Source organism: Fibrobacter succinogenes subsp. succinogenes S85 (assembly GCF_000146505.1).
Lineage (GTDB): Bacteria > Fibrobacterota > Fibrobacteria > Fibrobacterales > Fibrobacteraceae > Fibrobacter > Fibrobacter succinogenes.
The window spans coordinates 2642874-2663705 of sequence record NC_017448.1 but is presented as its reverse complement, the minus strand read 5'-3'; the positions used below and the strand labels follow the sequence as shown (position 1 = coordinate 2663705).

At 49.8% G+C, this 20832-nt stretch carries 9 protein-coding genes; 2 read left to right on the top strand and 7 right to left on the bottom strand.

All coding sequences use genetic code 11. The annotated features are described in order from the left end of the window. The first annotated feature begins 85 nt into the window (after nt 1-85). Nucleotides 86-1276 (top strand): HD-GYP domain-containing protein, encoded by a 1191-nt coding sequence (locus FSU_RS10905; protein WP_014546463.1) that lies wholly within the window; start codon nt 86-88, stop codon nt 1274-1276. 36 nt (nt 1277-1312) lie between these two features. Next, nucleotides 1313-1606, top strand: a complete 294-nt coding sequence (locus tag FSU_RS16585) for a hypothetical protein (protein WP_014546462.1) — start codon at nt 1313-1315, stop codon at nt 1604-1606. A gap of 5 nt (nt 1607-1611) precedes the next feature. On the opposite strand, the gene FSU_RS10900 is transcribed toward FSU_RS16585, so the two are convergent. The 7 genes from FSU_RS10900 to lacZ form a co-directional block, all read right to left on the bottom strand. Next, on the bottom strand, nt 1612-5247 hold the full coding sequence (locus FSU_RS10900) for a response regulator (RefSeq protein WP_014546461.1): 3636 nt from the start codon (nt 5245-5247) through the stop codon (nt 1612-1614). A gap of 365 nt (nt 5248-5612) precedes the next feature. Continuing rightward, the gene (locus tag FSU_RS10895; RefSeq protein ID WP_014546460.1) at nt 5613-7379 is read right to left on the bottom strand and encodes an endo-1,4-beta-xylanase; all 1767 of its coding nucleotides are present in this window, start codon (nt 7377-7379) and stop codon (nt 5613-5615) included. Nucleotides 7380-7689: 310 nt separating this feature from the next. Next, nucleotides 7690-9540: an endo-1,4-beta-xylanase gene (locus tag FSU_RS10885; RefSeq protein ID WP_014546459.1), complete on the bottom strand. Its 1851-nt coding sequence runs from the start codon at nt 9538-9540 to the stop codon at nt 7690-7692. 426 nt (nt 9541-9966) lie between these two features. Then, on the bottom strand, nt 9967-11838 hold the full coding sequence (locus tag FSU_RS10880; RefSeq protein ID WP_014546458.1) for a cellulase family glycosylhydrolase: 1872 nt from the start codon (nt 11836-11838) through the stop codon (nt 9967-9969). Nucleotides 11839-12219: 381 nt separating this feature from the next. Then, complete coding sequence (locus FSU_RS10875; protein ID WP_014546457.1) at nt 12220-13878, bottom strand: carbohydrate-binding protein; 1659 nt, start codon at nt 13876-13878, stop codon at nt 12220-12222. A gap of 199 nt (nt 13879-14077) precedes the next feature. Next, complete coding sequence (locus FSU_RS10870) at nt 14078-17077, bottom strand: glycosyl hydrolase family 95 catalytic domain-containing protein (protein WP_014546456.1); 3000 nt, start codon at nt 17075-17077, stop codon at nt 14078-14080. Between the two features lie 226 nt (nt 17078-17303). After that, nucleotides 17304-20801, bottom strand: coding sequence for a beta-galactosidase, LacZ type (gene lacZ / locus FSU_RS10865; protein ID WP_014546455.1), 3498 nt, complete (start codon nt 20799-20801; stop codon nt 17304-17306). Nucleotides 20802-20832: the final 31 nt, after the last annotated feature.

Below are 20832 nucleotides of genomic sequence, written 5' to 3'. Positions count from 1 at the left end.
AAAACGCTCTTTTTCGTTACATTTTTCTTAAATTAAAGAGGTACAACCACTTAAGAAAGAGAAAATAAAAATTGGTGTTTCGGCCATGAGCAACGAACGTGCAAAAATTTTGATTGTCGATGATGACGCCATGAACAGAGTCGTACTTTCGGATCTGCTCTCGGACGAATATGATATCATCGAAGCAAAAGACGGTGACGAGGCCATCGGGATTCTTGAAACAACGGCAAAAGATATTACGCTCGTCTTGCTGGACATGATTATGCCAGGACGTGACGGGCTCGGAGTTCTTGAAGTCATGAACGAAAAAGGGTGGATCAAAGGGACCCCAGTCGTCATGATTTCGGCAGAGACCTCAACGCCACAAGTAGAAAGAGCGTTCTCGCTCGGAGTGACCGATTTTATTTACCGCCCGTTCGACCAGATGGTCGTGCAAAACCGAGTCCGCAATACAATTGGGCTTTACCTAAAGCAGATGCAGCTTTCGGAACTTGTGACCGACAAGATTTACGAAAGGACGCGAAACAGCGACATGCTGATTTCCATCTTGAGCCACATTGTAGAATTCCGTAACGGCGAAAGCGGCCAGCACGTTCTGCACATCAAGAAGATTACAGACATTCTTTTACGCGCACTGCTCAAGCGCACCAAGGAATACAAGATTACCGAAGAGGAAATCGGCACGATTGCAACAGCATCTTCAATGCACGATATCGGCAAGATCACGATTCCCGATGAAATTTTGAACAAGCCCGGCAAGCTCACGAAAGAAGAATTTGACATCATGAAGCAGCACTCCATGAACGGAGCCAAGATGCTTGATGCCATCCAGTTCTTCAAAAATGAACCGCTCATGAAGTTCGCCTACGACATTTGCCGTTGGCACCATGAACGCTGGGATGGTCGCGGCTACCCCGACGGCCTCAAGGGTGACGAAATTCCTATCAGCGCACAGGTCGTTTCCGTTGCCGACGTGTACGACGCCCTCACCAGCGAACGATGCTACAAGAAAGCGTTTAGCCATGAAAAGGCTCTCGAGATGATCCGCAACAACGAATGCGGAGTCTTTAACCCGCTGCTCCTGGAATGTCTCGGAGATGTTGCCGATACATTGCCCAAGGAATTGAACGACCAACGCACAAGCAAGCTCAGCGATGCGGACTTTGAAAAGATTGCACGTTCCATTTTCGAAAGCACCGAGAATGATACGGAAAATATCATCTACGAACAGTACTTGACAGAACACAAGAAGAGCCAGTTCTTTGCTTCGTTGTAACACGGGGTTACGTTTGAATACACTTACGAGCCTTCGATGCTGAAGCTCCACGCCAGGAATGCAAAGGCGTTGAGTTTCCCGACGACCATGGCGGAACCCGAAAACAATAGTGAATTTTGGACCATCTTTGGACGCGAAAATTGGGATGAATTTGCAAAATTACTGCACGACCCGCAGCTGAACAACGACTCGTTCTCGTTCAACAGTGAAATGCTCGTCAAAGGCAAAAAATGTCCGTGCAAGATTAAAGTCCAGCAATGTTGGAATAGGCGCGACCCGGAAAACCCGGAACTCATTTCCGTCTACGGGTGCGTGGAATTCTTTAAATAATTTGTTTATCCTAAGAATTTACGAAGGACTTTTTTGAGTTTTTCGACGTCAATGGGTTTTGCGACATGTTCGTTCATACCAGCATCGAGTGCGGCCTTGCGGTCTTCTTCAAACGCATTTGCGGTCATTGCCACAATCGGGACTTTCTTAAAGTAATCATCGCGCATTGCTCGAATACGCCTAGTCGCTTCGAGACCGTCCATCACAGGCATCTGCATATCCATCAAAATCAAGTCATAGGCGCCCGGCTTAGCCTTTTCTAGCACGTTCAAGGCGACACGGCCATCTTCGGCACAGTCCACCCCAAAGCCCATTTCACCAAGAACACTTTGTGCGATTTCACGATTAAGCTCATTGTCTTCGACGAGAAGAATTTTCTTCCCGGCAAAGCAAGAAGTATCATCAACCTCAATTTTCACTTCGTCCTTTAAAACGCCTATGGCACGTGCCAAGACATCATGCATTTCCGTGAGGAATAGCGGTTTGCTTATAAACGCAGTCACACCCGCTTCGCGCGCACTTTTTTCAATGTTTGCACAGTCATAGGACGCCATGACGATAATCGGATTATCGCTTCCAGGGATCATACGCAACTGTTCCACCGCTTCGACACTTTCCATATCAAGCAATAGGTCGTCTAGGATAATCACAGAATAGCATTCGTGACGGTCAACAGCTTCCTTGGCTCGCAATACCGCTTCGCGGCCATACATAGTCCATTCCGCACGCATTCCCAAACGGCGCAGAAGATTCGTGGCACTGGAGCACGCATTGTAATCACTTGCGACAACAAGGGCGCGGGCATTTTGCAAAGCATCAAGATTCGTCAAGTTCGCAGAAGTATCCTGAATTTTCAGTTTCAGATGAACGATGAATTCCGTTCCCTGATTAGGCGCACTGACGACATCTATAGAGCCTCCCATCATATCAACAATTTTCTTGGTGATAGACATTCCAAGCCCAGTCCCTTGCGTCTTGGAAATCGTTGAGGTGCGTTCGCGTTCAAACGGTTGGTACAGGACTTTCAAGAATTCCGGACTCATGCCGATGCCATCGTCCTTGACATGGAACTCATACGTTCCCGTATTTTCGTCGCTAGCCGTCTGGCGGACAAACACATGAATGTTCCCGCCAACCGGCGTAAACTTGACCGCATTTGAAAGCAGGTTGATCAGCATCTGATGCAAGCGCAGCTTGTCACAAATAACAAGTTCGTTCTCGATATTGAACGTATCCATGTAAAGGTTTTGCTGTTTTTCACTCGCCTGACCTAAAACAATCGTATTCAGGTCATGCATGATTTCGGACAAGTTGCAGTTTACCTCTTCAAGCCGAATCTTGCCCGACTCAATGCGGCTCATATCGAGAATATCATTGATGAGCGAGAGCAAATGCGTACTCGAAACGACAGTCTTGTTCAAATAATTCTTGACCAGCACAGGGTCATCCAAATTATTCAGCGCAAGGTTTGTAAAACCGATAATGGCATTCATCGGCGTGCGGATGTCATGCGACATGTTAGAAAGAAACATCGTCTTTGCGTTGTTCGCCTTCTCTGCCTGCACAAGAGCCTGTTCCAGAAGTTTCTGCTGTTTCTCAAGTTCCTGCTTCTGTTCAGCAATCTTTGCGTCCAGTTCCATTTTTTGAGCGGTTATATTGTCAATGAACATGAACGCCATAATAAAGGTCACCGGCACGCCATTTCTACGTTCCAGGACAAACGTCGTCACGCGACGCCATTCACCCTTGAGCGCACGGTAGCTGTACTCGCGCTTATCGACATCTGCCAAGTATGAACGCATAAAATCAACGTTCGCCATGTTTTCCCAAGTTTCGCGGAACTCCGGCAAGACCTCCTTGCTGAACTCAAGAATAGCGTTACTGTACTTGATAAAGCCGCCATAAGTTTTACCTTTCTCGTAAACCGTCGATTCACGGATACTGCGGACAGTATCGTCTTCGAGATTCACAAAATAAACGCCAAAATAATCTTCATAAAGCTTGCTATCAACATAGCGGTTTAGAATTTCGGCATCCTTGTCGGCAAAACAAACTACAACAGCACGCGGCGTTTCATTTTGCGAACCGACTTTCACGAACTTTATCTCGCTAAAACGGGTTCCTCCAGTATCGTATTTTCTGTAGTGCGCTATAAACGATTTTTGGCCTTCAAGCAGTTTCTTGATATGTTCAATAGAAGCAAAATCACCAATTCTTTTCTTATCGAGTTCATGGACAAATCCGTCAACATACGCCTTGAACACTTTAGAATAACATTTATCGTGTTGATACAGCTTTCCGTAATTGACTTCAGCATAGTCGCTCACCGTGTAAGGCGTAAACGTATCCGTATCAAGATCGACATAGTAGACTGAGGTGAATTCCGTCGCAAGCACATTGATAATGTCGAAGTTGCGTTCCATGTTGCGTTCGCGCTCTTTACGGGCAAGGACTTCCTTGTGGATATTGGCAACAGCGATAATAATATGATCGTCAGCGGCCTTGGACCAAAGCGCCTTGAGGCGGTAGTATTGAGGCTCGCCATTGACCATAAGCCTGTATTCGATTGAAAAGGTTTTGTCGCCCTCAAGCTGAGAGAGCAAAAAATCCTTATTCATGACCGAAATCAACCGTTCAACATCTTGCGGGTAGATAATCTTCTTGATGTCTCTCGTACATTCTTCGAAAAAATTCTGGCGGCTCATCAGGAGCTTGAGCTTGATGTAGCTACTTTCCTGGTTGAACACGTCGTACGAATTGTCATTCAAGTTCACGTAATAGATGATTTCGTATTCGACGCTCAACGCATTAGCGATTTCGGAAAATTCGCGGTTCATCACATCCGAACGTTTTTCTTCGTCGCGGTCTGCAATGCCAAGCACGACCACAGGCGATTTTTCGTCGGAAACCCGAACGAATTTCATCTGGAAATAGCGGCCATCGCGATTCTTGTAGTCCACCTCGAAGTAGCTCTGCCTCGAAAATCTTTCACGAATGCTCTCGATTGACGCCAACGTCAAGACTCGCTTGGCATCTTCGCTAGATACAATTTCAGTAGCGTATTTTTTTAACGCCTCGGAATAAAACATTTCACCGCGAAGCTCTTTTTCAAAAATGCGTGCCGTCTGCGACTTGACATAGGAATGCATTTTTTCCGAATCAAGATCGATGCGGTAAAGTGCATTGAATTCCATGGCAAGGGCCTGGATAACGCGGTAGCCTTCCTCGACCTTCATGCGTTTGCGGATTTCGTCATCGACATTCAAGAAGCAGATGGCCATGTGGTCTTCATCGCGGCCACGGGTCACCTGGAGCTTGCAATAGCGTTCCTTGCCTGTTACAATCTCACGCACCACAAACGAGAAACTGCTTTCTTTTTTAAGGCGGCCACGTACATAAGCTACAGATAGCATATCCTTCAGCACATCGCGGTCTTCGGGATGGACATCTTCGGAAATAAACTTCTGGAGGGCAGATACGGCGTTAACGCCATCGCCATACTTTTTTTCAAGGCCCTTTTTGCGATAGTAAACGACATACGAGAAATCCAGCAAATTCACATAATATGCGGAAATGAACTGTTCGTAAAATATTTCCGAGAACAGTTCAGCGTATGCAACCTGATTTTCACTATCACTCATAATCGCTCCCTTTCTGCAATTAATTAAAATACATCAATTTTATGGATTAAGGTACAACGAACGCTAGAAAATCCCGATTTTTCGGATTTTTTGCGTTTGCTCACAGAACGAGAAGGAGATGCCCTCCCCATACGCGGATCATGACTACTAAGCAGCATAGCTGCAAGTAGTCAAAGAGATCAAGTCGGGCATGACAAAGCAATCGCAAGTGTGTATGCCGACCCCGGCACAAAGGCCGGGGTGACAGGTCGAGAATGACGTATTTCGGGGTGACACTGCAAAAAAAGAACCTTCGAGGGGGGAACCTCGAAGGCCTTTGGGTGTAATAGGCTCCCTATTGGGGAGTTATGGATTAGGAATTCTAGTTAGCGGGCTACACGGACCGACTTGACTTCACCCGTTTTGACGGAGCGGAGCATATACAAGCCCTGGACCTTGATGGCGCTCGTATTCTTAAGAGTTGCCACGGCTTCGTCCATAGTGTAGGCGCTCATGCGACCGATGCGTACCCCGTTCACGTCAAAGACGTAGTAGTCACTCACTTCCGGATATTCGTAGCGGACCTGGGTCTGGATGGAGATTGGCGGTTCTTTATCGCCCTTCGTGAAGTTGATGTAATCGATATCGAAATACTGTGCTGTCACGTCCATACGGAGGGTATGCTTACCGGCCGGGAGCGTCACTTTCTTCTTCACGTCAATGAAATTGTCCCAGCTAGAGCCCGTCACGTCAAATTCACCGACAGACTTCCCATCAATGGAAAGTTTGAAGGAGCCGGAACCGTCTGCAGCGACAGAAGCTGTTGCCGTGTAGTCACCTGCTTCGGCAATGTCGACAGAGTATTCGAGCCAGTCACCAGTCGTGTTATAGCCGACAATGTTTCCAGTTGCCTTCTTGTAGATATCGACATCGGAAGCATCGCTCTTGCGGTAATCGGAATCACCATGGTTTTCCGGGTCGCCATCGCTGTAAGACACATTGCTGACGCCATCCGTTTCACCGACGCCGGTAATATCAAAGTCTTCAACTTCAATCTTGCCCGGGATTGCCAAAGCAGAGCCCTTGAACGGCTTGCGCGGCACCGGCTCAGGCGGGACATACGGAGCAAAAAGGCCCGTATTGTCCTTACCGTCCTTGAGGTGTTCCTTGAAATACTGCTTGAGCCAGGTCATTGCCGGACGGTCGCTACCATTCTTGATAAGACCGGAGTTTCCGTTCGTAGTCCAGGTAGCACCGTAGATGTAGCCCCAGAGGGTAATGCCCGCGACCTGAGGAGATTCCCAGAATGCGGGGATCTGCTCGGAGTAGCGCTGTTTCTGCTGGTTGTCGTTATCCGTACCGATATCGTATTCGGTAATGAAGAGCGGCATCGGTTCGCCCTTGGCATTCTTGACGCTGTTCTGGATCTTGTTCAAGGCGCTCTTGAAATCGTTGGCGTTCATGTCGGTCAAGTCATGAGCCTGCTGACCGTACGCATCGACCGGAGCGCCCTGCTTCACGAGCTTGTTCACGAGGTCGATACCTTCGTTAATCTGCCACCTGAACGTGTTATAGTCATTATAGATAAGGATAGCCTTCGGCCAACGTTCGCGCGCCATCTTGAATGCAGTTGCCACGAATTCGTAGTTGCCGTTATCGCCACCGAGAGCAGGAATAATATTATTGTTTCTGCCATAACCGGAATGGTAGCTGCCACCCGACTTGATGGCTTCATTCACCACGTCAATCATTTCGAGATCGGGGTAATGAGCGGCAACGGCATCGAACCATGCGGTAATCGCCTTCTTGGTTTCGTCCGTGCTAAGGCCATTGAGCCAGTTCGGGTACTGGGAGCCCCACACAAGAGCGTGGAACTTGAACTTGCCTCCGTTCTTTTTAGCCCAGTTATAGCAAGCATCGCAGCCCGACCAATTGTAACGACCGCGAGTGCCTTCGATGGACGCCCACTTGCATTCGTTTTCGGCGGTAATCTGGTTCCAGTAAGTCCCGAAATCGGACTGAACCTGGCCACGAGTTGTAATGTTTCCTAGGAATTTTGCACCGCCATCGGCCATACCGGGGCCTGCAAACGAATTAACTGCTCCACCCATAAGTGCAGCATACAATATACCCTTAATGAAATTTGATTTCATTTCCAACCATCCTCTTAGGTTAGTACTCTAACACCACTATAAACTTATTCTCATTTTTCTCAGTTTATCCAAAGAGGAGAAAATTTATCATTGCCAAAATGTCTAGATGGAGATGCCCGGTCAAGCCGGGCATGACAAAGTAATAGGAAGATTGAAAAACGAGATGGAGATGCCCGGTCAAGCCGGGCATGACAATGTTCGCAAGCATGACATTGGACAAAAAAAAGAACCTTCGAGTGTTACCTCGAAGGCCTTTGGGTATTTAAGGCTCCCCCGTTTTGGTTGAGGGGAGTATGGATTAGGATTCCTTTTAGCGAGAGATACGCACGGACTTCACAGCACCACTTTGGACAGAGCGGAGCATGTAAATGCCGTTGTTCTTGACATCGTTAGAGCTCTTGAGAATCTGGGCGGCTTCGCTCATGGAGTAAGCGTTCATGCGGCCAAGGCGGACACCATTTGCGTCGAAGACGTCGTAGCTGCCGATTCTCGGAGCCTGGTACTGAACACTTGTCTTAATACCGACACCCGGACCCGGTTCATCGCCACCACCCGGATTGTCATTACCACCCGGATTATCGGCAACTTCGCCCTTCACAAAGTTGATGTAGTCGATGTCGAAGTACTGCTGAGTCACATCGAGGCGGAGCACGTGCTTACCGGCCGGGAGCGTCACCTTCTTCTTCACGTCGGAGAAGTCGTCGTAGCTTGTGCCAGTGACTTCGAATTCAGCGAGAGACTTGCCATCGAGAGAGAGCGTGAATGCGCCCGTACCTTCGGTAGCAACAGAAGCGATTGCGGTGTAGTCGCCAGCTTCGGCAATGTTGATGGTGTATTCGTACCAGTCACCCGTAGTGTTGTAGCCGAGAGCAACGCCAGTAGCCTTCTTGTAAAGGTCTGCACCGGTATCCTTGCGGTAGTCGGAGTCGCCATGGTTTTCGGAATCGTCGCCATAGGATTCGTTGCTCGTACCGTCTTCGTTCTTGCCCTGGCCCGGCTTATCGAAATCTTCGACTTCAATCTTGCCCGGAACAGCGAGAGCTTCGCCCTTGAACGGTTCCTGCGGAACAGGGTCAACCGGAGTGAGAACACCAGTATTGAGGCCAGTCGTGTTCACGCCCTTGTTGCTCTTGAGGTACTCCCTCATCCACTTCAAAGCGGCGCGGTCCTGGCCATTCTTGACAATGCCGGAGCAGCCACTCGCAGTGCCGTTACAGTCGAGCCAAGTGCGACCATAAATGTAGCCCCAGATGGTAATGCCGGCAATGTGTTCGTTTTCCATGAAGTGAGAAATCTGTTCGGAGTAGCACTGCTTCTGGATATTGTCGTCGGTAGTTGCAATGTCGTATTCGCTGATGAACATCGGGGTCTGGGTCTTGTCCCAGATTTCCTTGAGAACACTCTTGAGCGTATTGATGTTCAAGCAGACGCCGCCGCCACCGGTACCGCCCTGGCCACCGCCCTGGCTCATCATGTCGTGGGCCTGCAAGCCGTATGCGTCAACCGGAGCACCGTTTTTCTTGATGGTCTGGATAAGCTGAATGCCCTGATCCTTGTTCCACTGAACCGTGTTATAGTCGTTATAAATGAGGATAGCCTTCGGCCAACGTTCGCGCGCCATCTTGAAGGCGGTCGTTACGAACTGGTAATTGCCACCATTATCGCCACCGAGTGCCGGAATGATGTTGTTGTTCTTGCCATAAGGAGAATGATAGCTGTTGTTGCCCGTGCGGATAGCTTCGTTCACCACGTCGATCATTTCGAGATCGGGGTAATGTTCCTTGACCGCATCGAACCAGGCGGTAATCGCCTTCTTCGTTTCGTCTGTGCTAAGGCCATTGAGCCAGTTCGGATACTGGGAGCCCCACACCAAAGCGTGGAACTTGAAGTGACCCCCGTTCTGCTTTGCCCAGTTATAGGCAGCATCGCAGGCACCCCAGTTGTAACGGCCACGAGTACCTTCGACGGAACCCCACTTACAGCCGTTTTCGGCCGTAGCCTGGTTCCAGAGCGCAGTAAAGTCTGAGCCGACACTATTACTCTGGGTAATGTTACCAATGAACTTGGCCGCGCCATCGGCAAGGCCTGGACCTGCGTAAGAACTTACTGCACCACCCAAAAGTGCAGCAGCCAATAAACCTTTCAAATATTTTGATTTCATTTTCCACATCCTCATAGGTTAAGAGTCCCATACAACCATTATAAACATATCTTTGTTTTTAAAAATCGCCCCAAAAAGTCCAAAATTTATCATTGACAAAATGTCCATAATGGAATATTTACAAAAACATGTTTTTTAAGTTAAAACCTTTTAAAATTCCATTACTATTCAAAAAGTACGTCATGCGGGCGGGGCCCCAGCTCGGAGTTGCGAAGGCCGCACGGGCCCCTCCCTGCACCCTCCCCATCCTTGGCCGACGCTTTATTCTCACAACGACAATAAGCAATCATTTAATTACACAAAAATCTCGCATTATACCGAAAAAATGTTTTGTAATTAATGCAAAAAAAGGACCTTCGAGGGTGAGCTCGAAGGCCTTTGGGTATTTAAGTCCCTAGTTTTCTAGGGAGTATGGATTAGGATCTTTTAGCGCGCAATGCGAACTGTTTTCACAGCACCATTCTTGACGGAGCGGAGCAGGTAGATTCCCTGGACCTTGATGGCGCTCGTGTTCTTGAGCGTTGTCACGGCTTCATCCACAGAGTAAGCGCTCATGCGGCCGAGACGCACACCGTTCATGTCAAAGACATCGTAATCACTGAGGACCGGGTAATTCATGCGGAGGTTCGACTGAATGGCGTCCGGAACATCAATCGGTTCGGGGTCGGTGGCGTCCTTGCCCTTCACGAAGGTGAAGTAGTCCACGTCAAACCAGGCGCCGGTTACATCCATGCGGAGCACGTGCTTACCAGCCGGGAGAGTCACGTTGGCCTTGACCTTATTGTAGTCGTCGTAATTTTCTTCACCTTCCTTGGCAGCGGGGACAGTAATCTTTTCGGTAAGCGCCTTGCCATCGAGAGAGAGTTGGAAGCTGGAGGTAGAGCCTGCGGCAGCTACGGCGGCAAACATCGTGTAGTCACCCGCTTCCTTAACGTTCACGGTCCATTCGAGCCAATCGCCTTCGCTGTTGTAGCCCACGATAACACCGGTCGCCTTCTTGTAGAGATCAACGCCCGTGTCCTTGCGGTAGTCACTGTCGCCATGGTTTTCGGAGTCGTCGCCGTAGGACTGGTTGCTTGTACCGTCTTCATTGACGCCCACACCCGGAATATCGAAATCTTCGGCTTCGACCTTACCCGGAATGGCAATCGCTTCACCCTTGAACGGAAGCTGCGGTTCGGGTTCAACCGGAGTGAAGGTCACATCGTTCTTGCCCTTGCTCAAGTTCTTGGCGAAGTAGTCTTCGAGCCAGTTCATGGAAGCGCGCTTGCGACCATCCTTTTCGATAAGACCCGTGTTCTGGACCCAGGTAGAGCCGTTGATGTAGCCCCAGATGGTGATGCCAGCAACCCACGGCGTTTCCCACATGAACGGAATCTGGTTCGCGTAATCGTTTTTCTGCTTGGTATCGTCCGCTTCGCCGATATCGTATTCCGAAACGAGGAGCGGGAGGCCCGTCTCGTTATGGATTCGGGTCATCTTGCTTTCGAAATCGTTCTTGCTCATGCCCTTGCAGTCGTGAGCCTGCTGGCCGTAAGCATCCACCGGAGCGCCGTTCTTGACAATCGTCTGAATGAGTTCGATACCTTCGTTGATTTGCCAGGAAAGCGTATTGTAGTCGTTATAGATAAGCACGGCTTTTGGCCAGCGTTCGCGGGCCATTTTGAAGGCATTCGTGATAAAGTCGTACTGGTGCTTGCCATTCACCACGCGGTCACCGCCAAGGGCTTCGATAATGTAGGAGCCGCCGCATTCGGTATCATCGGTACTGTGGCCTTCGGCACCTGCAGCAGGCTTGCCGTAACCAGAGTGGTAGTTGTTACCCGCCCAAATAGCTTCGTTCACCACGTCAATGTATTCGAGGTCCGGGAACTTCGCGGCAACGGCATCAAACCATTCGGTGATGTACTTTTTGGTGAGTTCTACGGTAATGCCCGGATTTTTCTTTTTGCAGAGGAAGTTCGGGTACTGGGAACCCCAAACGAGGGCGTGGAACTTGAAGTGGCGTTCGCCCGGTTTTTCCTTGGCCCACTTGTAGGCGCTTTCGCACTTGTCGAAGTTGTCCCAGGCGAACTTGCTTGTACCGCTGTTGCCATTAGAAAGGGAATGGATGGAGCCCCACTTACAGCCGTTTTCGGGGGTAATCTGGTTCCAATATTGAGCAAAGTCGCTACGAATCTGGCCACCCGTAGTGATATTACCTAAGAATTTAGCACCGCCATCGGCAAGGGCAGCGTTAGCAACGGAGACAAAACCAGCAACGGCTACTGCAGCCAAAGAGAGAGAAAATTTTCTCATATACCTAATCCTCGTACACGGTTAATACCCATAACCATTCTAAACATATCCTCTTTTTGAGAATATGTTCAGAAAAAGCAATTACATATTGTTGATAAAAAGTCCATAATGGAATATTTTCGGTTGAAAACCGTTTTTTTTGAATGCAAAAAGTACGTCATGCGGGCGGGGCCCCAGCTCGGAGTTGATTTAAACCCATCCTGGCGCAAGCGCCAACCTTACGGCTCAACCATGACCATACAAGTATGGTCGCGGCACTCGCCTTTTAAGGTTGTGGCCGACGCTTTATTCTCACAATGACTTAATCATTTTTCACATTTACCAAATATCTCACTACAGCTTTATACAATGCTTTTCATAAGTATTGCATTTTGGATTGTTTTATTTGATGCGGTGGCCGGTGAGGTCGAAGCGCAGGCCATTTTTCTCGACAAAGAGCTTGTTGTTTTGGACGCGGAGGCGCGGGGAGGAGTTTTCGAGAGTGCGCACGGAGGAAGCGCGATTTGCGCGGATTCCGACGGTTTCTTCGCATTTTTCACCTTCGCAGAAGCGAATATTGTCGATATTCACGTAATTGCCCACAATCTGCATCTTGAGGACGTGTTCACCAGCAGCAATTTCGCCCAATTGGGATTGCACGGCGGTATAAGTCGACCAATCCTCGCCCTGTTTTGCGATGATGCCGTCAGAAACAGCCTTGTTGTCGATAAAGAGCTGCACGCCCGCCTTTTCAGAAGCCGTCGCCATTTGCACTTCAACAGTGAATTTCGCCGTTTTTGCCACATTGACGGTATATTCAAGCCATTCGCCATCCTGCGTGTAGCCTAAAGCATAGCCCTTCGAGAGGTCTGCGGAATCAAGGACAACGATGTCCACAGCATCCTTGCGGTAAGCACCGCCTTCGTTTGTGGAAGACTTGTCGTAGAACGAGACGCGGCTGCCACCGAGGTCATAGTTTTCGGCTTCGAGCGTGCCCGGAATAGTAATCGCCTTGCCAGCAACCGGCTTTCCATCCGCATCAAAACCGCCAAACGGATCCTGTTGAGGAGGCGTTGTTTCAACGGTATCGGCCCAAGCCATTTGCATGCGGTCCACGCCAGACTGGTTCACAATCTGGAGCTTGGTGTTTACGCCTTCCCCGCTGCGCTTGGTCATGCTGTACCAGTCACCATCACGGAGGCCCGGCCAGTAGAAACTGCCCATTTCCCATTCGCGGAGCTGATCGGACATGCCGCGGATGTAAGCCGTGAAGTAGTTGGTGGGAGCCTTGTTGTAATCCTGATAATCGTAATGCACGCCCGCCTTGTCGCCAGGACTCATGGCGCCGCCCCATTCCGTGCAAACGGTGCGGTCAATGTACTTGCCAACCTTGCCCTTGAAGCTGTTTTTCCAACCCTGTTCGGTAGTGATGCTCATGTTCCAGAACGTGTATTCGTGAACGGCAAAGAGGCAGCCTTCAAAGCGCGGGTCGTCAGCGATGTCCGGAACGTTCCAAGCGAGGCCGGAGCCATCGAGCAAAATGTGGTCGCGCGGAACGTTCGGGAATTTCTTGAGCCAGTCCGCATAGAGATTGCGAAGGTCCGTCTTGTTATACATGTGCGGTTCGTTGAAAATTTCAAAGTAGGCGTTCGGATGGTCGCCGTATGTTTCGACGAGTTTCGCCCACATTTTCCACCAATCGTCCATGTTTTTGGGGCCCGCAGGCTGCGCAGGGCCCCAGTAGCCCATAGCCACTCGACCATGTTCAAGAGCAGCATCCAAAGCACCCGAATACATGTCAAAAGCTTTAAGAATGGTCGGTTCGTTCACCGGCATGCGCACGCTGTTTGTACCAAGCACTTCCTGGAACTGCCCGACAATACGGTCAGCTATGGCATAAGCCGATTCATGATTGTCGGAAAGGCTTAAGCCCGAAAGCACGAGAACGTCCGAGACGAAGTTGTCGCGCTTATCCGCCCAGTTGACGCCGCGGAATTGGCTTGTAACGGCGAATGAGTTTGCGCAAAGAAGAAAAGCTAAACCAAGAACTCTCTTTTTCATGAGATCCTCCCTTTTTTTATTAACCTACTATCCCCACCCATAAATGTATGCTATTGGATGTGGAATGTCACATGCGTGAATGCAAGTTGTTTTGTCAATTTATCAATAGAAAAAAGCCCAGGGCTACGAGAGCCCCAGGCTTTGTGAGTGAGGAGGAAAGTGTGTAAGGCCACCCCGGAATAAATCCGGGGTGACAAGCTTAATGGACAGTGAGTTTCATGGTCTTTTGCTGGGAGGCGCTCTTGACGATGGCAAAGTACATGCCCGGCGCAAGAGGAGCGCCAACGCCAAATTCGGCGAGACCTTCACCGTGGCCGCGCTGCGAGCCAATGAACTTGCCGTTCACACCGACGAGATGGACAACGTAATCATTTGCAGGGGCATTCACCATCAGCGCAATGGATGCGTGAGAGTACGGCACGCGGCTTACGGAAAGCGAAGCATTATGCATTTTGGCCTGCGGGAGTGCCGTCGGATCAGCCTTCAAATTATACCAGTCCACATTGCAGAGGTACGTATCTTCGCCAGTGTACGTGAACGTGAGCTTTTGCTTGCCCGCCGGGAGCGTAATCTTCGTAGAAGATTCATACCAGTCGTTCCATCCCTTAGACTTTGCGGGGTCCACAGAGAGCGTTCCGAGAATCTTGCCCGTAGAATCCGTGACCGTGATGACACTTTCTTTTTCGGAGCCTGTGGCAACGCGACCCGTCAAGACGTAGCTACCTGCAGCCGGAATGTTCACATAGTACTGAGTCCAATCGCCATCGTTAATCCAGCCAATGTTCGGAGTGCCAAGAGAATCTTCTTCAATTTGCACGCCGTCCATAGCCACATAGTTTTCAGCCTGAATCTTGTCCGTAATTTCAAGCGGTTCGAACGGAGCGTTCGTCACCTTGAGATTGCCATCGAATTCATAGACCTTACCAGGAACGGTCGAAGTCGAGAATTTATTTGTACCAGACACAACATTAAGCGTGCTACCGACGAGAGATTTTATTGCAACATAGGTCAGCTTGCCGCCCTTCCATGCCATGGAATCGATTTCGAAACCACCGCGAGCGCGGATGCCCTTCACGGAGCCGTTTGCCCACTGCGACGGGAGAGCCGGGAGCAGGTTAATTCTGTTGTTGTGGCTCTGCATGAGCATTTCGTTCACGCCAGAGACTGCACCGAAGTTACCGTCAATCTGGAACGGCGGATGCGCATCGAACAAGTTATTGTAAGTCTTGCTCGGCGTGAGAAGCATGCGAATCATTCTGTAAGCGTGGTCACCATCGTGCATGCGCGCCCAGAAGTTAATCTTCCAAGCGAGAGACCAACCGGTAGCATCATCGCCGCGCTGTTGGAGCGTAACGCCTGCGCCTTTGATCAAGTCCGGAGTTTCTTCAGGGGTAATCTGAGCGCTCGGGAAAAGGCCGTACAAGTGAGAAATGTGACGGTTCTTGTTGTTCGGATCATCCCAATCTTGGAGCCATTCCGTAATTTGTCCGTACTTACCCGTTTTTGTCGGTGGGAGGCGCTTGACGGTTGCTTCCATCTTGGCACGGACATCTTCGTCAACGCCGAGAATCTTGGAAGCTTCAATCGTGTAGTTCAAAACGTCGCGGATAATCTGGTTGTCCATCGTCGGACCAAAGCAAACGTTATAGCCACCATGGTCATTTTCCGGGGAATCGCTCGGAGCGGTGACTAAATACTTGTTGCCCGTAGTCGGTTCTTCGACGAGGCTGTTTACGAAGAAGAGTGCAGCACCCTTCATTGTTGAATAAACGTCCTGCAGGTACGCCTTGTCCGTCGGATTGTAGAGGAAGTGTTCCCAAAGGTGGGTCGTGAGCCAGCCAGCACCTGTCGGCCAAAGTCCCCACGCACCGTCAATCGGAGCAGAACGGTTCCAAAGGTCGGTATTGTGGTGTTCTACCCAGCCTTCATCCACGCCCCAGTGCACCTTGGCGGTCTTTTCGCCCTGCGGCACCATGGACTTGATTTTGTCAATGAGCGGCCAAACGCATTCTTCGAGGTTGCCGGATTCTGCCGGCCAGTAGTTCATTTCGAGGTTGATGTTGGTGGTGTACTTACTGCCCCAAATCGGGTTCGTGTCCTTGTTCCAGATGCCCTGCAAGTTGGCCGGCTGGCCACCCTTACGGGAGCTTGCGATGAGCAAATAACGGCCATACTGGTAATGAAGTTCTACGAGAGACGGGTCGTTCGTGGAATTGAAATTCTTGACGCGGGTAGAGGTGATATCACCTGCGCTCTTGTCAGCCGTGCCAAGGTCGAGCTTAACGCGGTTGAAAATCGTCTGGTAATCCTTGAGATGTGCTGCAAGCAAATCTTCATAGGACTTCTTTGCAACTTTTGACATGATTTCGGATGCGATAGCACCCGGATCGCCACTCACATCGTTATAAGACTTGAAGTTTGTAGCGGTCGTGAGGATAAGCGTTGCGCTATTTGCGCCCTGCACGTTGATATTTCCGTTAGATACAGAAACCGTGCCGCCGTCCGCAACTACGGTCAAGCGATTTTGAAACTTGATGGAATTGACGGTAACATCGTAAATGAGTGTGTTGCCACTGGAGGTCATGCGGTTATTGCGATGCGGAGTCGTCATCGTTGCACCAAAGCTTACGGAGCCATCCTTATCGGCAGAGAGATGCACGACAATCACGTGATCGGGATAGCTTGCGAAATATTCACGGGTATGCTTGACGCCGCCCACCGTGTAGGTAGTCTTTGCGATTGCAGTCTTGAGGTCAAGTTCACGGCGGTAATTGGAAGAACCCTTGTGCGAAGTAGAAATCACAAGATCGCCCACCGGCTGGAAACTTGCAGGCCCCGGTCCAATCATGTACTGGCTCACGATGGATTCTGCCGTGCGATAGTCGCCACGCCACAAGGCATCACGGGCATCTTTCAAATGGCTTGCCGCCCCCTGCTTGTTGTTATCGCCAGGGCCGCCCGACCAAACCGTACTTTCATTGAGGCCGATGTAATCCTTTTCAACACCACCGTAAATAAGGCCACCCATGTAGCCGTTACCAATCGGGAGCGCGTTCGTGAATTCGGTACCGGCATCACTATTGTACCAAAGCGTAAGCGGATTGTCCGTTGTTGCAAAAGAGCTCGTAAAGCCGACAGCGCAAACAAGCGCTGCAGTACCAAGGATACGACTTGCTAAAGATTTCTTTGTTCTAAACATAGTGTTCTCCTCATAACCAAAACACACCGTTTTCATAGATCCTATTGAGTTCTACGAACTCTCCAGGATGACAATTTTCCCTTATATAAAATACCCCTCGGAGAGGGGTTTTCATATAGGTTTAAAATTCTTCTCATTGATTTTTTATCAATGGGCTTCAATAAAAAAAGTCATCGCGGGGCGCTGTTGGAAGCCTCGCGATGACAGTTCTTCAATCGATTATTTCTTACTTCTTGACGGTGATGCGGAAGGCTTGACCACCGTTCTTAGCCTTCACGATATACACGCCAGAGTTCTTGACGAGTCCAGCCGTGATAGCGTGGAGATCTTCGACACCGCGAGTCGTAAATGCACCAACCTTCTTGCCCTGCGCATCAAAGACATTGTAGTTCTTTTCAGCGACAGCAAGGTTACGAATCTTGCCCGGGAGCGCAACAGGAATAAGCCCTTCCGTATCCGGATTTGCGCCTTCCGTGATGTCCTTTTCCGGCTGTTTTTCGTAAATCTTATTGATTTCATCCAGGCCGTACTTAGCAGGCGGAATTTCCTTGTTCCAGCCAAAGTTCTTGAAACCAAGCAGCGAGTATTCCGTCGGGTCGTTCAACTGCTTACGAATCGGAGCCAGGCGGAAGGTGTGAGAATATTCGCGGTTAGCCTTGAGCAGGTACGCATCGAGCGGCTGGGCACCCCAGGAATTGATACCGCCAACGCCCATCTGGTGCAAGTCTACGCGGAGCGTAATGTCCTTGTCGCGCTTGAGTTCCCACGGGAGCTTTACATTAGTGAGCTGTTCCGGAGTGTAGTGCTGGGCGCTGAATTCCATGCGCGGGTTACCCACAATCATGAGGCCCTTGCCCGTCTTTTCGTTCGTGAGCGTAGCCCACTTGACATCGGTACGCTGACCCGTTTCGCCAATTTCCATGTACTTGATTGTCATAGAATCGGCGAGCGTTGAATAGAGACCCATGAAGCTTCCGCGGTTACGGCCAATATAGTTTTCGTCGGGGCCGCGACCAAACCAGCGGACCTTTTCGTAGCCGCCCGGCACGGTAAAGAGCGTTCCCACGTTCGGCAAGTAGCTCTTGGAGCCATCGGGATTGAGCGTGTAGCTCACCACGATATCGCCACTACCATATACGTAGTAAGTCATCTTCATCTTGGTGCCGCCCACATCGGGGAAGCTGAAGTTGAAGGTCACCTGGGTTTCTTGCTGAGACACTTCCTTGACTTCGGAGGTCACGTTGCGCTTCTGGCTTGCCTTGCGCCATTCGCCATGGCCGCGTTCCATGTTGAAGCCCTTGTCATTGTCAATCGGGGCACGCCAGAAATTCGGAATACCGCCGTTCTTGATGATGGTATCACCATCGAGCACGTAACTTGCAAGAGTACCGTTCCTCTCGTCGAACTTTATCTTGAAATCAGAACCTTCGATTTCGAGACCGTTAGACTTGTTGACCTTGTAAGTCGGCAAGGTGCTGATATCAATTTCAGTCGACCAGAGCTGACCCAAATCGATGCCGAACTGTTCGTGACCGATGCTGTAGCCGGCCTTAGCCCAGAGTTCATCTTTCTTCAGGCGGAAATCAATATCCAAGAAGTATTCGGCGCCGACCGTGGTTTCGATTTTCGGCATTTCGATAGTCACTTCTTTCTTTTCGTTCGGGCCGATATTCATCTGGGTACCGTTCAGCTTGCCTTCCTTAATGACCTTGCCATTTTCGCGAATCTGCCAGTAGGCATCGAGGAAATCGCCCAGGTTCTTGTAAAGGTAGCGGCTTTCGATCTGAATCTTGCCCTTGGCGGCATCGATATTCTTGACGCGCACCTGGCTGTACTGATACTTGACTTCCCACATTTCGGGCTGGATTTTACGGTCCGGGAACACGAGGCCGTTCGCGCAGAAGTTGTCGTCGTTCTGCCAGTCGCCCCACATGCCGCCGAATTCGAAGTACGGAGTACCCTTGTGACGGAGACCCTGGTCAATGAAGTCCCAAATGAAGCCACCGAAGCTGCGCGGGTTGCCGTAGAAGGCATCCATGTATTCCTGCAAATCACCCACGGAGTTACCCATAGCGTGTTCGTATTCGCACAACATAATCGGCTTGTTGGCATCCCTATAATTTTGAATTGCATCCGGACCAAAGTACATCCAGCTGTTCACATCGGCATTGTTCCAGTCGCCTTCGTAATGCACAAAGCGCGTAGAGTCGATTTCATGAGCACGCTGACGTTCCGAGGCGAACACGTTACCGTTACCGGCTTCGTTACCGAGAGACCAAAGAATAATGGACGGATGGTTTTTATCACGTTGCACCATGGAATTCATGCGGTCCACAGCCGGAGCGCGCCAATCATCGCTATTCTTCGGAAGATCGTTGTTGGCACCGTGGCTTTCGACGTTCGCTTCATCAATCACGTAAATACCGTACTTGTCGCACAAATCATACATCACCGGGTTGTTCGGGTAATGGGACATGCGGAGCGCATTGATATTGAAACGCTTCATGAGAATCACGTCTTTTTCCATACGATCGTAAGTCACAGCACGGCCGTTATCCGGATCAAGTTCGTGACGGTCCACACCATGGAACTTCACAGGCATGCCGTTTACGTACAAACGCGGAGCACCATTGTCTTTCTTGATTTCAATCTTGCGGAAGCCAATCTTGTTACTTTCAACCTGGAGAATCTTGCCGTCAGCATCCTTGAACGTGAGCACTGCGGTATAGAGGTCCGGCGTTTCAGCAGACCAACGCTTCGGAGAAGAATACGGAATTTCAAAGTGGACGCTCTTTTCGGCACCATTCGGACCAATGCCGGAAACCTTCTGGGAAGTCGGCTTAATCACTTCGGCACCGGAAGCATCGTACAAAGAAAGTTCCACGGTGTAATCACCAGACTGCTTGCCCGTAGAATTGTAAATCCAAGCGGTCGTCTTTAAGAGACCATCCTTGTAGTTGTTCGTAAGAGTAGCATCAATCTGGAAGTCCTGAATATGGACCTGCGGCACAGCGTAGATATACACATCGCGCATAATACCGGAAAGACGGATAAAGTCCTGGTCTTCGAGCCAAGAACCGTCGCACCAGCGGAACACCTGCACAGAGATGTTGTTTTCGCCCTTGCGGAGGTACTTATTGATATCGAATTCATGACCCGTGAAAGTATCTTCACTGTAGCCGACATAATTGCCGTTCACCCATACATAGTAAGCGGATTCAACACCTTCAAAGTGCAAACGGATGCGCTTGCCATCCCAAGTTTCGGGAACCGTGAACGTGCGGCGATAATGACCGACCGGGTTAAAATCCGTCGGAGCATACGGTGCAGAAACGCGGTTGTTCTGGGACCACGGATAAATAACGTTCGTGTAAATCGGATGATCGTAGCCTAAAAGCTGCCAAGAACTCGGAACCTTGATTTTATCCCACTTGGACACATCGTAATTATCCTTGTAGAAATCATTGTTACGCTGGCTAGGCTTATCGACATGGTAAAATCTCCATTCGCCCGAAAGCGTCTGGTACCATTCCGAAGCGTGACGGTCGCCCTTCACAGCTTCTTCGACTGTCGTATATGGCATCGAAGTCACGTGCGGATTCAACCTGTTCACACCAAAAATTCTTGGCTTGCCATTCCATTCATCGTTGGGCTGGGCAAACAAAGATACTGCGGACAATAGTCCAGCAGACAAAACCAAAGACAAACTAGAACCAAAGTTCATAAGTCCTCCCTTATCATATTCCTAAAATCAA